Here is a 15683-nt window from a genome sequence, read left to right as displayed (position 1 = left end):
CAAGCTATCAATCTGTTACCGCTCGACTTGCATGTGTTAGGCCTGCCGCCAGCGTTCAATCTGAGCCATGATCAAACTCTTCAATTAAAGTTTTGTTGTTTCTTTCGAAACGGCTCAATGAATACTGACTTCAAAACTACCTTAGTAATTTTAAAGCTATTATCGTTCCAACAGAACGATAATAAATTGACTGTGCCAAATAACCGTAGTTATTTGTATTGGTCACTCAGTTCATTGATAAATCTTTCGACTTAACTATTCAACGAGTGCCCACACAGATTGCATGGTCAAATTGTTAAAGAACAATACTGATTTCGGTAACCGCTTGCGCCGTTGTCCGTGTCAGTGAGGTCGCATTATAGGGAGATTTTATTGGCTGACAATAGTTTTTTGATAAAAAAAAATCGTTTGAACATTATTTGTTCAAAATGATTTAATTTGGCTTAATTTGTGTCTTTTTAACGATGATAGCCGTTGTTTAATCAAATTCACTGTATTTAGAAATCGCGGTTTTGAGAGATACCGCCTGCGAGACACCACGGCGATCGGCCCAACTGACACTAACATTAATAGTTCGCAGTGCATCTGATAACGATAAGGTATTGGCATCACAAGTCAGTGTGTAACCACTACCGCTCACCATCGATTGCAAACAATAAGTAGATTCAGCCATGCTTACAAAAGAAATCAACCCTGTTGCCCCACTAACATGACTAGCGCGAGTTTGGTAATACTCCATCTGCGCTTCTGCTATATGAAGTGCATCTAGAGTCTTTAATGCGTTTTCTGCTTTTAGTTCCATATAGGCCTGCATTTTAACTAAACCTAATACGCCAACAGAAAGCACCCCAAGGGCAATCACCACTTCTAATAAACTAAAGCCTGTTATTGTTTTGATATTAGAAGTCATGCCAAGATCCTTGTTGCCAACGAGGTTTACCAAATGGGGCCAATAAATCAGTAATTAATTCACCATCAAAAGCAAAATTACCTGACGCATTAAAATAACTTACATATTCAGGTGTATCTAAAATAAACCCGCCAGAAGGTAAAAAAGAACCATACATATAAAAAACAACTTTATTCTTTATTTCATCAACAGTTAATTCCCCTTCCGTTGGCTGATACATATCATCTTTTAAAACTTTGTCTTTTTCTAAGGTAGAGTTCCAGATATTTTCACCGTTAATGACAGGGTCATAATCATTATTAAAATGGTAAACCAATGCATTTAATTTTTTAGCGCCATTAAAAGAAAAGATACCGTTATGCACAAGTATAAATAAACCTTTTAAGCTCGAGGCTTTGTCTTGCAATAAATTAAGGCCGACACTATCTAAAATACAGCTACCATTAACCCATACATGACGTTTATCTTCTTTAACCACTTCTGCTATTTTCTTTCCACAACCATCGGTTGGATCAACTTCCACAAATTCAGGGCGACTTCTGACTGACATCCAATCATCACGAGCAACACCGAAAGTTTCCTTAAATAGATCCATCATAGATTCTTTCTGTATGTCTGATTCAAACTTTGATGGATAATTTGATGCTAATGGTGTTCGATAGTTAGCATCCACACTAGAAGAGCATTTATGATCATTACTGTCTTTAAAAAAGTCTAAATAAGGCGGTGATGTAAAGCTTAAATCATTGCTACCAAAACCAGTATTCAAATTGCCATCATCATGAATAAATACATTGTTACGGTATCTTAATAAGACACAATCCCATTTATTTGCATTACGAAAATTACCAGGATCAGGAAAAAATCTATAATCTCCATTAAAATACAAATCAGCAGAACTTTTAATTACTCCGCTACTCCTTGTTCCACCAGCAACGATTGTTTTTACTATTTTCTTATGCTTATTACTTGTTTCTGAAGTCAACAACGATTTTCCATCATTAGTATCAATATTTAATGTTAATGGCAGTCCATCAATCACTGTTTTACATTTATCTAAACTCGTATTTACATCAGATTTATTGCTTATCTCCGCAAACCCACACTCCAACCCACCTTCAGCAGCCCAGTGTGCTTGTCTGGCTAAGACTTCATTTTGGGTACGCTTAATCTGATAAAATAAATTTTTATATGAAGCTAATGAAAATAACAGCGCTACTATTAATAACATGCTGGTAATTAATAATGTCGTCATCCCTGACTGTTGATGTCTATTCATTATTGCCAATTCCTTGTTTTAATCTGAATCGACTTAGCGGTACTAATTGATGGAGTAGCACGTAAGCTAGCAGCTAATCTAATAGTGAGTAATTTACTGGTTGCACTAGCTGAAGATAAAGGCTGTTCAACAATGCTAAATTCCTTAACTTCTATCTGATTTTGATCAAGAACAGACTGACCATTTTTACAAACATCAGACATATTTTTTCCTGCAACCGTTGTGCTATAAAACTTTAGATTTTTAACTGGAACGCTAGATGAATCTGTTCCATCTTTGCTGTAAAAAGATCGTAGATGCTGGACACTACCATCATGGTAAGCATAACTAATACATTGTTCATCAGAGCCTGATCCACTTAACGTAACAATATCCGTAGCACCGCTTACGATATAACTAGAGGATGCGCCTGATTGATACCCTGCTCTTAAAATATCTTGCTTTAATAATGACAAAGCATCATTAACATCTTGTTGTAATAACAACTCTAAAGATCGTTGATTCGCGGATTTATATCCTGATAAAAATACTGAGCCAACAACGCCTATTGCAATAAGACCAACCGATGAAGCAATAAGTAATTCAATTAATGAAAAGCCTTTATGCCTAGTAGCATTCTTTATAGCCATAAATTGCTCCATCAACACCACAAGAATAAATACGCCCAGTCATAGTGTTGACTGCTACTTTAACTTTATCTTTTGTTGGTATATTAAATTGATACCCACCAGAAAAATTAGGTTTGCCATTTAATTTATTAAATACCACTATTGCTGATGTAAATGTTTTATTTAATTCAATATTTGAAAAGTTTTCACTAGAGACTTCTGCTAACGTAACCGCACCAGATGTTGTTTTTGATGTTATCGACCACGTCGGCGTTCCTGCATTATCTATCACTACCTGAATATTTTCCCCACGCATCACCGCTTCGGATTTGGCTTGCACCAATAGCCATTCGATTTCTGTCGCCAAGCGTTTAACTTTATTAGATTCAATTAAGTTATTAAAACTTGGGGCTGCCATAGCAACAAGAATGCCCATGATCACTACCGTGAACACCAATTCCAACAGCGTAAATCCCCGCTGACGGTCACCATGACGATGTATGTGATGAAAATGCGTGGTAATTTCGCGAGCCATTCCCCAAATCCCTATAAACGTCATTCCAATCCCTAAGAACAACTTGATCGAGAGTTTATCACCACCGCAAAATAGCACCGTTAGGATATCAATCAGTTATCGAGTCAACTCGAATATTTAAGAGATTACGGAAGATGATTAAACAAAAAGGCGTGACGCTGATCGAAATGTTGATTGCGGTGGCTATCATTGGGGTATTAACTGCGATTGCTTATCCTTCATATCAGGATCATGTATTGAAGGGGCACCGTACTCAGGCGATGGGGGATTTGATGATGATCCAACTAGCAATGGAAGATCAACGCACAGGCGGAAAAGATTATTTAGCTTTTGATGGTCATACGAATTCTGAAATTAGAACGGACCTTTGTGGTAGTTGCGCAAATGATGAGCGCTATAGCTATAAGATTAGCGCGTCTGACACAGCATACACCATTACAGCAACCCCAAAAACAGTACAAGCATCTGATGAGTGTTCTGAGCTAAAGCTAGATCAAACCAGTAAAGGCTTGCCTGAAGGTTGTTGGTAATATTTTCACTGACTTCTTTTATGTTCAAACGCGTGATAAGTAGATCACGGATAGCTCGTACCTCTCTTCCGAGATGACGAATAATAACCTGCATTATTCTGGCACTAATAAGAGTCACAAAAAAACCGCTATCAGCATTCACTAATAGCGGTTTTTATTTATTCTTATTTACGACGAATTAGTTGGTTAAGTCGTCGAAAAACTTTTTTACGCCGTTAAAGAAACCTTCTGATTTTGGCTTGTGCTTACTCGCATCTTTGCCACCAAACGTTTCTTCTAATTCTTGCAGTAGTTCTTTTTGACGCTTGCTTAAATGCACTGGCGTTTCAACCACCAACTTACAGATAAGATCACCGCGTAAACCACCACGTACAGAATCAACACCTTTACCACGCATACGGAACATACGACCCGTTTGCATTTCAGATGGTACTTTCAAGCTAACACGGCCATCAAGGGTAGGAACTTCAACCTCACCGCCTAATGCTGCCATTGTGAAACTTACTGGTACTTCACAATGTAGGTTATTGCCTTCGCGCTGGAAAATGTGGTGTTCTTTAACATGTACTTGAACGTACAAGTCACCCGCTGGTGCGCCTTGTTCTCCAGCTTCGCCTTCGCCACTTAAGCGAATACGGTCGCCAGTATCAACACCCGCAGGAATTTTAACTGATAGCGTTTTGGTTTCTTCTACACGGCCTTCGCCATGACACTTATCACATGGATCTTTGATAATTTGGCCACGACCATGACAGTGTGGACAAGTCTGCTGAACAGCAAAGAAGCCTTGACGCATCTGCACTTGACCAGCACCGTGACAGGTACCACATGTGGTTGCAGATGAACCTTTTTTAGCGCCTGAACCATCACAGCTGTCACAACCAACTAATGTTGGTACACGGATTTCTTTCGAACAACCGCGAACAGCTTCTTCCAACGTCAGTTCCATGTTGTAGCGAAGATCTGAACCACGCTGCGCGCGTTGTTGACGACGACCACCGCCACCACCAAAGATATCACCAAACACATCACCAAAGATGTCACTGAAGTCTGCACCGCCGCCAAAGCCGCCGCCGCCACCGCCCATACCACCTTGTTCAAAGGCTGCATGACCGTATTGATCGTAAGCAGCGCGTTTTTGGTCGTCTGTTAGAATTTCATAAGCGTATTTCACTTCTTTGAATTTCTCAGCAGATTCCGCATCACCCTGGTTACGGTCGGGGTGGAACTTCATTGCTAAGCGCTTATAAGCCTTTTTAATGTCACGCTCACTTGCGTCACGGGCCACACTTAACACTTCGTATAAATCACGTTTCGACATAACTTGATTGTCACCTAGCTAGATATAGTTACGGGCGTTAGAGTAACCTCAAACGCCCGTAATTTAAACAAGATGTTAACTAATAATAGCTAACGTTCTTATTTGTTGTCTTTAACTTCTTCAAACTCAGCATCAACAACATCGTCGTCTTGCTTAGCTTGTTGCTCACCAGCACCGTCAGCTTGTTGTGCTTGTGCTTTCTGTTGAGCGATTTCCATTAGCTTTTGAGAAGCTGCAACAACCGCTTGAACTTTCGCGTCGATTGCTTCTTTATCTTCGCCTTTGCGTGCTTCTTCTAGTTCAGCAACAGCAGCTTCGATTTTTGCTTTCTCATCAGCAGGAAGTGCATCACCCGCTTCTTCAATTTGCTTACGAGTACCGTGAACAAGTTGGTCAGCTTGGTTACGCGCAGTTACTAGCTCTTCAAACTTCTTATCAGCTTCTTTGTTAGCTTCAGCTTCTTGAACCATCTTCTCGATGTCAGCATCGCTTAGGCCACCAGACGCTTGAATAGTGATCTTCTGCTCTTTACCTGTAGTCTTGTCTTTCGCAGAAACGTTTAGGATACCGTCGGCATCTAGGTCAAACGTTACTTCGATTTGTGGCATACCACGTGGTGCAGGCTGAATACCTTCTAGGTTGAATTGACCTAGAGATTTGTTAAAGCTTGCTTGCTTACGCTCACCTTGAATAACGTGGATAGTTACCGCGCTTTGGTTATCTTCAGCAGTAGAGAACACTTGGTTCGCTTTTGTTGGGATAGTTGTGTTCTTCTCGATAAGCTTAGTCATTACGCCACCCATGGTTTCAATACCAAGAGATAGTGGAGTAACGTCTAGAAGTAGAACGTCTTTAACATCACCAGCAAGTACACCACCTTGAACAGCAGCACCTACAGCAACAGCTTCATCAGGGTTAACGTCTTTACGTGGCTCTTTACCAAAGAATTCAGTTACTTTAGCTTGAACCATAGGCATACGTGTTTGACCACCAACTAGGATAACGTCGTTGATGTCGCTAACAGATAGGCCAGCATCAGCAAGCGCTACTTTTAGTGGCTCAAGAGAACGTTGAACTAGGTCTTCAACTAGAGATTCTAGTTTCGCACGTGTCACTTTGATGTTCATGTGCTTAGGACCCGTTGCGTCAGCTGTGATGTAAGGTAGGTTAACATCAGTTTGCTGTGCAGAAGATAGTTCGATCTTCGCTTTTTCTGCTGCTTCTTTTAGACGCTGCATAGCTAGTGGATCTTGCTTAAGATCGATACCTTGCTCTTTCTTGAACTCGTCTGCTAAGTAGTTGATTAGACGTGTATCAAAGTCTTCACCACCTAGGTGTGTATCACCGTTAGTTGCTAGAACTTCAAATGTTTTCTCGCCTTCAACTTCATCGATTTCGATGATTGAGATATCAAATGTACCACCACCAAGGTCGTAAACAGCGATAGTGCGATCGCCACCTTGCTTGTCTAGACCGTAAGCTAGAGCAGCTGCTGTTGGTTCGTTGATGATACGTTTAACATCTAGACCTGCGATACGGCCAGCATCTTTCGTTGCTTGACGCTGTGCATCGTTAAAGTATGCAGGAACTGTGATAACTGCACCAGTTACTGGTTCGCCCAGGAAGTCTTCTGCAGTTTTCTTCATTTTCTTTAGGATTTCAGCAGATACTTGAGGAGCAGCCATTTTTTGGCCTTTCGCTTCTACCCATGCATCACCGTTGTCAGCCTTAACAATTTTGTAAGGCATGATTTCGATATCACGCTGAACTTCTTCGTCTTCAAAACGACGACCGATTAGACGCTTGATAGCGAATAATGTGTTTTCAGGGTTTGTCACCGCCTGACGTTTTGCAGGTTGACCAACTAACGTTTCGCCATCTTGCGTGTATGCAACAACTGATGCTGTTGTACGCTCGCCTTCTGCGTTCTCAATTACACGTGGCTTATCGCCGTCAAGTACAGCTACACAAGAGTTAGTTGTACCTAAGTCAATACCAATAATCTTACCCATCAGACAATCTCCGAAATTCGTTATATGTTCTTAACTACACCCAAATATCATATGGGTTAGCGGTTCGGGATAACCCCGTGACAAATACATTTAATGTCTTATGACTACTAGATAAGGTCGCCAGATTGCTTTTCAAGGGGCGATCCCAAAAAAAATGCAAAAAAATAAAAAAACCCACCGTAGTGGGCTTTTTTTTGCGACATTATCAAGTAAACCTTGAATTGTTGCTCGCAAATTACGCTTGCGTATTCACATTACCCGCAGCAGCTTTTGATACCATCACCATTGCTGGACGGATCACACGGCCATTTAGCTCGTAACCTTTTTGCATAACAGCCATAACAGTGTTTGGTGCAAAATCAGCACTTTCTTGCATCGCCATTGCTTGATGGAATTCAGGGTTAAATGCTTCACCTTGTGGATCAATCACTTTTAGGCCAAATTTAGCAACTGTTGATGTCATCGTCATCAATGTTAGCTCAACGCCTTCCATCATTGCTTTGGTTGCTTCGTTATTCTTGTCGGCCATTTCAATAGCGCGCTCAAGATTATCAATAACAGGCAATAATTCTTCAGCAAATTTATTTAGTGCGTATTTACGCGCTTTATCAATTTCTTGCTCAGAACGACGACGAACGTTTTCACCTTCAGCACGAGCACGTAAAGCAGCATCTTTGGCTTCATTAACTTCTGCATCTTTTGCTAATAACGCCGCTTCTAATTCAGCAATACGAGCAACATATAAATCTTGCTCTGATTCAACAAACTCACCCTCGACAGCTTCAACTTCGACAGCGTCAACTGCATCGTTTAGCTGCTCATCCTGTACATTGTGGTTTTTGTTAGTCATGCGTTGGTTCTCCGCCAAGATAAAAGGGGTTTTATTCACTCAGTAGCCTTGTTCGATAAGCGCTACTTTTAAAACAGTCTTGAGCATATTATGGGGATGAAGTTCAATGATTCAAGCCAATATTAACAACAAACCACGACAAGTTGTTTTTTCTAAGGCTATACTGACCCACCATCATTTGTCGGAACAAGGACATGAAGCGTATTTTTAACACTATCGCGTTAATTGGCAAACCCCGTAATCCGGAAGCATTGCAAACGCACACGAGCCTTTACGAATGGTTGAATGCACAAGGTTACACGGTGTTAATCGATCATCGGTTAGTGAACGATATTGACGTACCTGAGGATTGTTTTTGTGATTTGCTCACCATTGGTGACAAAGCAGATCTCGCCATTGTCGTTGGCGGTGATGGCAATATGTTAGGTGCTGCGCGCGTATTATCTCGATTTGATATTTCCGTTATTGGTGTTAACCGTGGCAACCTGGGGTTTCTTACCGATCTTGATCCCGACGATTTTGAACAACAATTGACCTTGGTGCTTGAGGGTGAGTTTATCAAAGAGGATCGGTTTTTATTAGAAGCTGAAGTGCATCGTCATGGGCAAATTAAAAGTCGCAATGCAGCCTTAAATGAAGCGGTATTACACCCAGACAAAATTGCTCATATGATCGAGTTTGAGGTCTATATTGATGACTGTTTTGCGTTCTCACAGCGCTCTGATGGGTTAATTATTGCCACACCAACCGGATCAACGGCATATTCTCTTTCTGGTGGCGGCCCTATTTTATCCACCAGTTTAAATGCGATAGCCTTAGTGCCGATGTTTCCTCATACCCTGTCATCTCGACCATTAGTTGTTGACGGTGATCGCTGCATTAAATTGTTAGTGTCACCCAATAATGGCAGTACGCTAGAAGTGAGCTGTGATGGCCAAGTTTCATTACCTGTTAGCCCTGGCGATGAAATTCACATCTACCAAAGCGAACACCGCTTACAATTAATCCACCCTAAGAATTACAGTTACTACAATGTCCTACGTGGAAAATTAGGCTGGTCTAGCCGATTATTTTAAGTGCCACAATCGGTTTTATTTTCAATAACCAGCATCTTAAACTGCTGGTTTTTTTATAACGGTCCAAAAAGTTAATCTTGATCACATTTTATCTGAATAATTATCACCTCAGTACTTTACTGGTTATAGATACAGTATATACTGTATGAAAAAACAGGTGTTGATTTAAACAGGTGAACACAATGCTCGCGCATATGACGATCTCTAACTTTGCTATTGTCAAAACTCTTCAATTTGAACTAAAGCCGGGAATGACCACCATTACAGGTGAAACCGGTGCCGGTAAATCTATTGCGATTGATGCATTAGGTTTATGCTTAGGCGATCGCGCTGAAGCCTCGATGGTACGACCAAATGAAGATAAAGCTGAAATCTCAGCCGCATTTTCATTGGCCAATAACCAAGCAGCTCGACGTTGGCTCGAAGACAATGAACTCAGTGATGGTGAAGAATGTATTTTACGCCGCGTGATCACTAAAGAAGGCCGCTCTCGTGGCTTCATTAATGGCAGCCCTGTTCCTGCATCACAACAAAAAGCTTTAGGCCAACTGTTAATTAATATTCATGGTCAGCACGCACACCAGCAGCTAATGCGCCCTGAATACCAACAACATATGCTTGATCAATATGCAGGTCACCACCAATTGATCGATCGTACTCGCAGTGCTTATCAACGCTGGCGTCAGGCTCATAATGAGCTTAAGCGTTTAACTCAAAGCCGTGATGAAAACGAAGCACAAAAACAATTACTTCAATACCAAGTTAAAGAGCTTGATGAATTAGCCCTTGGCGAAGAAGAATTCACTGAAATCGAAGAAGAGCACAAACGCCTATCAAACTCAGGTGAACTAGCAATTTCAAGCCAAACTGCATTATCTGTTCTGTATGATAATGATGACGGTAACGCACTCCAGTTGTTACAAATGGCTTGTCAGCAAGTGAATAATCTGGGCGAATATGACAGCAATTTAAGTGCTATTCCACAGATGTTAGAAGAAGCCATCATTCAAGTTCAAGAAGCCAGCCAAGAATTACGCAGCTATCTTGATAACCTTGATATGGATCCACATCGGTTGATTTACCTTGAAGAGCGTTTAGCTAAAATCATGTCGATGGCACGCAAGCACTACGTGATGCCGGCAGAGCTTTACCAAAAACATCAAGATTTATTGAAAGAGCTTGATAACCTCGATTGTAGCGATGAACGCTTAGAAGACATGGCTGCTAACGTTGAAAATTTACGTCAGCAATGCATTGAAGCTGCGGAAAAACTAAGTAAAAGTCGTCAGCGTTATGCCAAAGAGCTTGACCAAAAAATCACCGAAAGCATGCACATGTTAAGTATGGAGCATGGTGAATTTGAAATCGCACTCACTAGCGATCCTGAGCGAATGCTAAGCCCATTAGGTTATGACAGCATTAATTTCTTGGTTTCAACTAACCCAGGCCAGCCTCTACAACCATTAGGTAAAGTGGCTTCTGGTGGTGAACTATCACGTATTTCATTAGCGATTCAAGTGATCACCGCTCAAAAAGTTGAAACACCAAGCCTGATTTTCGATGAAGTCGATGTGGGTATTAGTGGTCCAACAGCGGCAATCGTCGGTAAAATGCTACGAAAACTTGGTGCATCAACCCAAGTAATGTGTGTAACTCACTTACCGCAAGTTGCTGGTTGTGGTCATCAACAAATGTTTGTTGCTAAGAAAACCACTGATGGTCAAACCGAAACTCAGATGCGCCCATTAACCACTGATGATCGTATTGCCGAGCTCGCACGTCTACTTGGTGGCAGTGAAATTACTGAGCGTACTCTCGCAAATGCGAAAGAACTGCTGGTCGCGGCTTGATTTAATTTCGCATCTTGGACGAATATGAAATAAACTAAAACATTGATGCAACTATTACTGCTAGTAGTAGTCGAATATCAAAATATATTACTTTTTTTCTTTACCGCTTTTTACTTCTGCCAAGAGCTTGTTTATCATCGCAGCAGTTAAAGCTAAAAAGCCAGGATGCTATGAGTTGGAAAAACATTGCAGCCCTAACCTTAGTGTTGGGCTTACTTAGCGGCTGTTCGGTCGCTGAACGTTTGGTTTATCGTATCGATATTGACCAAGGCAACTATGTAGAACAGAAAAGTGTTAATACCTTGCGTGTTGGCATGACGAAAACACAAGTTCAATATGTGCTGGGAACGCCTATGTTAGTCGACCCAAGTTACCCCGACACATGGAACTACATTTTCTACGAACAAAATGGTCATGATAAACCGATTCAAAAGAACTTGTTCTTAACCTTCAACAAACAAGCACAACTTGTCAGTATGAAAGGTGATTACAAGCAAGGTCCTAACTTTATGGATCCAATGAATTAATCTGACTTGTTAGAAAATACTTGTTTTCAAACAATAAAAAAAGCTCGCTAATGGCGAGCTTTTTGTTATCTGCTATAACGTTCTGGTTATTTTTCAGCGTCTTTTTTAGCTTGTTCTGCACGCTTACGGCGGATCTCACGCGGATCTGCAATTAGCGGACGATAAATCTCAATCCGATCACCATCGCGCGCCGTCGCATCAAGTTTTACATTACGACTATAAATACCGACTTTATTGGTCTTTAAATCAATCTCAGGGTACATAGCTAGTATCCCCGACTGTTCTATAATCGCTTGAATAGGGGTTTGTGCTACAACGGCTAATTTTAACACTCGCTGTACGTTAGGCAGTGCGTAAACAACCTCAACGTGAATTAAGGGCTGATCAGAATGCATATACTTCTCTTGCTCGCTGGGTGAACGCCTGCACCATATTACTGGTCAGATCTCGAAAAATTTTACCAAAGGCAACATCGATGAGGGCACTAGTAAATTCGAATTCTAAGTTTAATTCAATTTTACACGCTGTCGCATCAAGCTCAGTAAATGTCCATCCGCCGACTAATTTTCGAAAAGGACCGTCCACTAATTGCATCTGAATTTGGTTAAAATCGACCAATTTATTATGGGTAACAAATGTTTTACGTATACCAGCCTTAGCAACATCTACCGATGCCATCATATGGCTGGTCGAACTTTCAATGATTTTACTGCCCGCACAGCCGGGTAAAAACATTGGGTAAGATTCAACATCATTCACCAAATTAAACATTTGTTGTGCACTAAAAGGCACCAGTGCCGAACGACTAATTTGTGGCATAGCTTCTCCTTCATCGAACGCATCCTCACTCTGAAGATAAAATCTATTCGCTGCGTTTGGTCAATGATACCATTACTGGGCTATCGACCAAAATAACAGTTACCAACAAGCGTTATTATGGTAACGTCAATAGCTTATTCGACCAGAAAAATCACTGATATTAGATTTTGTTCTGGGACTGCAACAATGCTCTACGAGGTCAACATGGCTAAAAAACCAAAGCAAAGTAGCAATACTATTGCAAAAAATAAAAGCGCTCGTTTTGAATTTGCCATCGGCGACGAATACGAAGCGGGGATGGTATTACAAGGTTGGGAAGTAAAAGCAATCCGTGAAGGTAAAGTGAACATGACCGAAAGTTATGTTTTCTTACGTAACGGCGAAGCCTTTATCTCTGGCTTAACTATTGCCCCATTAAACGCGGCATCAACTCACGTAGTCGCTGATCCAACTCGCGTTCGTAAGTTATTGCTTAACCGTCGTGAACTGCGCAAATTAGCAGATTCAGTCAACCGTGAAGGCGATACTATCGTTGCACTAAATATGTACTGGAGCACCTCTTTTGTGAAAATCAAAATTGGTACTGCACGCGGTAAGAAATTGCATGATAAACGTGCTGACAGCAAAGCTAAAGATTGGCAACGCGATAAAGCTCGTATCATGAAAGGCAATAACCGTTAATATACCTATGCAACATGATGTTAGCATTTGAATAGTAATCAATCACTTGGTGCGTGAATTACAATATAGCTATTGACCTAGTTAAATATTCTGCTAACATCGAACGCATCTGGGGCTGATTCAGGATTCGACAGGATCACGAAGGCTTGTGGAGCATGTCGAGGTGCGGTTTGCCTCGTTAAACAGCCGCAAAAAAATAGTCGCAAACGACGAAAACTACGCACTAGCAGCTTAATACCCTGCTAAGAGCGCTCCTGCCCTAGCTTCCGCTTGTAAGACGGGGAATAACAGGGGTTCAAACCCAAACGAGATAGCGAGGGAATCTTTGACTAGAGAGATGAACCGCGAAATAGAATTCTGGTATGTATTAGCATAGCGTGTCAATTCGCAGTGTGGATACGAGAATAAAGATTGACTAAACATGTAGCGCCATCTGTTAGACTGATTTTGGACGCGGGTTCAAATCCCGCCAGCTCCACCAAATTCGTATACGAAGACATCCTAGGGTGTCCAGGGAGCCCACTAAGACATTGTTTTAGTGGGCTTTCTTGTATCTATAGGGTTCTAAGACGTCCAGTAGCATCTTTGATTTATAGGTACACCAATGGGTACACTGCGATAACGATGTTTATTTGGTGTACCCATTATGGCAAAAGTAACTACTCGGCTTACCGATAAAGAAATCAAATCAGCAAAAGCAGCAGACAAAGAATACAACCTATTTGACGGTGGAGGTCTTAGGCTTCGAGTCAAACCAAATGGTGCAAAACATTGGCTGTTGAACTACTACCGTCCCAATAGCAAAAAGCGGGCAAACCTAAGTCTAGGTAAATACCCCGATCTCTCTCTTGCTCTCGCACGAAAACAAGCTCTAGAAGCTAAAGAACTCATCGCTCAAGGTATCGATCCTCAAGAAGATAAGAAACGAAAACAGCAAGAACACAAAATCATTCATCAACACACTTTACTTAATATCGCTAAAGAATGGTTTGAAATTAAGCAAGGTGACATTACGCCTGACTATGCTGTTGATATATGGCGTTCACTTGAGCTACACATTTTCCCCAACCTATCGAATACACCAATTAAAGACATCACTGCGCCTTTGATCATTGAACAACTCAAACCGATTGAAGCAAAAGGTAGTCTCGAAACGGTGAAGCGATTAGCACAGCGTTTAAATGAGATAATGGATTTTGCAACCAACTGTGGCTTAGTTGCGGCAAACCCACTAACGGGAATTAAAGCTGCATTCAAAAAGCCTAAGAAAGAAAACATGGCTTCCCTCAAGCCAAACGAATTACCAGAACTCATTAGTGCGATTGCCAACGCCAGTATCAAACGCACCACACGTTGCTTAATCGAATGGCAATTACATACCATGACACGCCCTTCTGAAGCTGCAGGTACTCGAAGTTAGGCTGTCCTTTGTTTTTTATAAAGTGCTACTTACCACCATATTAATATGTGTAATGGTCAGTATTTGTTCATGACTATAAATGTCGATAAAAAGTGTTAGACATTGTGAATCTTTTCACGATATTTACAATCCATCAGCATGCATTTAACTTTATTAATTTATGCGCTATGTCACTGAATTAAAATTGTAAGTTTATATAATCCGCCCAACATTCTGAGGTACTTGGATTCTAACTATTTGAATGTTTTATTGTTAGGTTGGGATATTATTTTAAGTTAGTTGTTGTTCGGTGATATCTCTAATATAAGACGGAAATATTCGGCTAATAAATGATTAGTTGATGAGCGCAAAAATAAAAAGGCTCCATATTTTGAAAAAAATGACTCTGGCAATTTCTCTTACTTTAATTTTTTCAACAGGTGTTCAGGCAGATAACATCCAAAAAGTAAATGACGCGTTTTTAACATTGGCTTTAAATCCTGTTTTTCAAGAGTCTACAATATGTGAACGTTGGGCTAATATGGCTGGTGATACCGCCAAAGAAGAAGTTTTCCAAGGTATGACTTGGAAAGCGGGAGCTAAAATTTTAAATGGTAATGTTAACGCCTATGAAACAGAAGCTGTAGCACTTATTGGTGGTGTTAAACGTGCATTTAAAGCAAAAGCGAGTGGTCGTATTCATGGTTTTGCTTTACCACCACAAAAGGATCAGCAGATAGCTGGAAGTCTATTAGCTCAAATGTGTGATATTGAAAAAATGAATAGCCGCATTTCAGCAATGCCGTCAAAAAATTTCGATCATAAAAACACCTTTCCGAAAGTTTTCCCTAGTCCTAACAAGTTGCTAGAAGTTACAAATATGATTCAAGACTTACCTGCACTATCTAGTGCATACCGCTGTTCAGAGATCTCTAGCAAGCTTGGTTACCCAATTGATGGTTATCAAAATGATGTAATCGATGTTTTAGATTCTTTGTCGGTGCTTCGACCTTTATCAGATGAAGAATTTAACCTCGTCAATTTCTCCGCAATGATGGTTAATAATCGTTACGTTAATGCAGTCGCTGATTCTTCTCGTTATGTTCGTGGAGTATCTGAGCAAGAGGTATGGTCAAACATGCATACACAAAGCTGTATTGGCGCAGCGTACAAAGGTGGTATTGAGAACATCCCATTAGGTATGTAGTGACACATTAAATTGGACAACCACAAAGAGGTGATATATTCACCTCTTAATACCACGGTAAATAAAAATCGAAAGTTAA

15 protein-coding genes, 1 rRNA gene, 1 other RNA gene and 1 pseudogene are annotated in these 15683 nt (G+C 40.7%); 8 read left to right on the top strand and 10 right to left on the bottom strand.

Annotation, left to right across the window (positions count from 1 at the left end; all coding sequences use genetic code 11):
- The 5 genes from PMAL9190_RS15180 to PMAL9190_RS15160 form a co-directional block, all read right to left on the bottom strand.
- Positions 1-87, bottom strand: a 16S ribosomal RNA gene (locus PMAL9190_RS15180); the annotation flags it as partial.
- 391 nt (positions 88-478) lie between these two features.
- Positions 479-910 carry a PilV family protein gene (locus PMAL9190_RS15175; RefSeq protein ID WP_087845915.1) on the bottom strand — a complete coding sequence of 144 codons (432 nt, stop codon included), beginning with the start codon at positions 908-910 and terminating at the stop codon, positions 479-481.
- Entirely contained in the window at positions 900-2189 is a 1290-nt protein-coding gene (locus PMAL9190_RS15170) for a hypothetical protein (RefSeq protein ID WP_087845914.1), read from the bottom strand. The genes PMAL9190_RS15175 and PMAL9190_RS15170 overlap by 11 nt, the downstream gene beginning before the upstream one ends.
- Positions 2189-2818: a PilW family protein gene (locus tag PMAL9190_RS15165; protein WP_235004371.1), complete on the bottom strand. Its 630-nt coding sequence runs from the start codon at positions 2816-2818 to the stop codon at positions 2189-2191. Before PMAL9190_RS15165 ends, PMAL9190_RS15170 begins: the two co-directional genes overlap by 1 nt.
- Entirely contained in the window at positions 2796-3332 is a 537-nt protein-coding gene (locus PMAL9190_RS15160; RefSeq protein WP_065177108.1) for a GspH/FimT family pseudopilin, read from the bottom strand. Before PMAL9190_RS15160 ends, PMAL9190_RS15165 begins: the two co-directional genes overlap by 23 nt.
- 134 nt (positions 3333-3466) lie before the next feature.
- On the opposite strand from PMAL9190_RS15160, the gene PMAL9190_RS15155 reads away from it, so the two are divergent.
- Positions 3467-3862, top strand: coding sequence for a type IV pilin protein (locus tag PMAL9190_RS15155; protein ID WP_087845913.1), 396 nt, complete (start codon positions 3467-3469; stop codon positions 3860-3862).
- 178 nt (positions 3863-4040) lie between these two features.
- Here the strand turns inward: PMAL9190_RS15155 and dnaJ are convergent, their stop codons facing one another.
- From dnaJ to grpE, 3 genes are all read right to left on the bottom strand, one after another.
- A complete protein-coding gene (gene dnaJ, locus PMAL9190_RS15150) occupies positions 4041-5183 on the bottom strand; it encodes a molecular chaperone DnaJ (RefSeq protein ID WP_087822064.1) in 1143 nt (380 codons plus the stop codon).
- 98 nt (positions 5184-5281) lie between these two features.
- Positions 5282-7195: a molecular chaperone DnaK gene (gene dnaK / locus PMAL9190_RS15145; protein WP_087845912.1), complete on the bottom strand. Its 1914-nt coding sequence runs from the start codon at positions 7193-7195 to the stop codon at positions 5282-5284.
- A 235-nt stretch (positions 7196-7430) separates the two neighbouring features.
- Positions 7431-8045: a nucleotide exchange factor GrpE gene (gene grpE, locus PMAL9190_RS15140; RefSeq protein WP_087845924.1), complete on the bottom strand. Its 615-nt coding sequence runs from the start codon at positions 8043-8045 to the stop codon at positions 7431-7433.
- Positions 8046-8239: 194 nt separating this feature from the next.
- Here grpE and nadK point away from each other — a divergent pair, with 194 nt between their 5' ends.
- The 3 genes from nadK (at position 8240) to bamE (ending at position 11498) form a co-directional block, all read left to right on the top strand.
- Complete coding sequence (nadK, locus tag PMAL9190_RS15135; protein WP_087845911.1) at positions 8240-9121, top strand: NAD(+) kinase; 882 nt, start codon at positions 8240-8242, stop codon at positions 9119-9121.
- A 182-nt stretch (positions 9122-9303) separates the two neighbouring features.
- Positions 9304-10971, top strand: coding sequence for a DNA repair protein RecN (gene recN, locus PMAL9190_RS15130; RefSeq protein ID WP_087845910.1), 1668 nt, complete (start codon positions 9304-9306; stop codon positions 10969-10971).
- A 170-nt stretch (positions 10972-11141) separates the two neighbouring features.
- Complete coding sequence (gene bamE, locus PMAL9190_RS15125; RefSeq protein WP_061000854.1) at positions 11142-11498, top strand: outer membrane protein assembly factor BamE; 357 nt, start codon at positions 11142-11144, stop codon at positions 11496-11498.
- Positions 11499-11584: 86 nt separating this feature from the next.
- Here bamE and PMAL9190_RS15120 read toward each other — a convergent pair whose 3' ends face one another.
- Together PMAL9190_RS15120 and PMAL9190_RS15115 are read right to left on the bottom strand one after the other, a co-directional pair.
- On the bottom strand, positions 11585-11893 hold the full coding sequence (locus PMAL9190_RS15120) for an RnfH family protein (protein WP_087845909.1): 309 nt from the start codon (positions 11891-11893) through the stop codon (positions 11585-11587).
- Positions 11883-12317, bottom strand: a complete 435-nt coding sequence (locus PMAL9190_RS15115; protein WP_087845908.1) for an SRPBCC family protein — start codon at positions 12315-12317, stop codon at positions 11883-11885. The genes PMAL9190_RS15120 and PMAL9190_RS15115 overlap by 11 nt, the downstream gene beginning before the upstream one ends.
- 204 nt (positions 12318-12521) lie before the next feature.
- Between PMAL9190_RS15115 and smpB the strand changes: the two genes are divergently transcribed.
- The 4 genes and pseudogenes from smpB to PMAL9190_RS15095 all read left to right on the top strand — a co-directional run bounded on the left by smpB (position 12522) and on the right by PMAL9190_RS15095 (position 15604).
- Complete coding sequence (smpB, locus tag PMAL9190_RS15110; protein ID WP_087845907.1) at positions 12522-12998, top strand: SsrA-binding protein SmpB; 477 nt, start codon at positions 12522-12524, stop codon at positions 12996-12998.
- A gap of 111 nt (positions 12999-13109) precedes the next feature.
- Positions 13110-13479: a transfer-messenger RNA gene (ssrA, locus tag PMAL9190_RS15105) on the top strand.
- 165 nt (positions 13480-13644) lie between these two features.
- Positions 13645-14412, top strand: a pseudogene (locus tag PMAL9190_RS15100) (integrase arm-type DNA-binding domain-containing protein); the annotation flags it as partial.
- Positions 14413-14758: 346 nt separating this feature from the next.
- Complete coding sequence (locus tag PMAL9190_RS15095; protein WP_144384371.1) at positions 14759-15604, top strand: hypothetical protein; 846 nt, start codon at positions 14759-14761, stop codon at positions 15602-15604.
- Positions 15605-15683 lie beyond the last annotated feature (79 nt).

This window comes from Photobacterium malacitanum, from assembly GCF_900185615.1.
In the GTDB taxonomy this organism is placed as follows: domain Bacteria; phylum Pseudomonadota; class Gammaproteobacteria; order Enterobacterales; family Vibrionaceae; genus Photobacterium; species Photobacterium malacitanum.
Note: the sequence above shows the minus strand (reverse complement) of the source record. Positions and strands in the feature narration are given on the sequence as shown.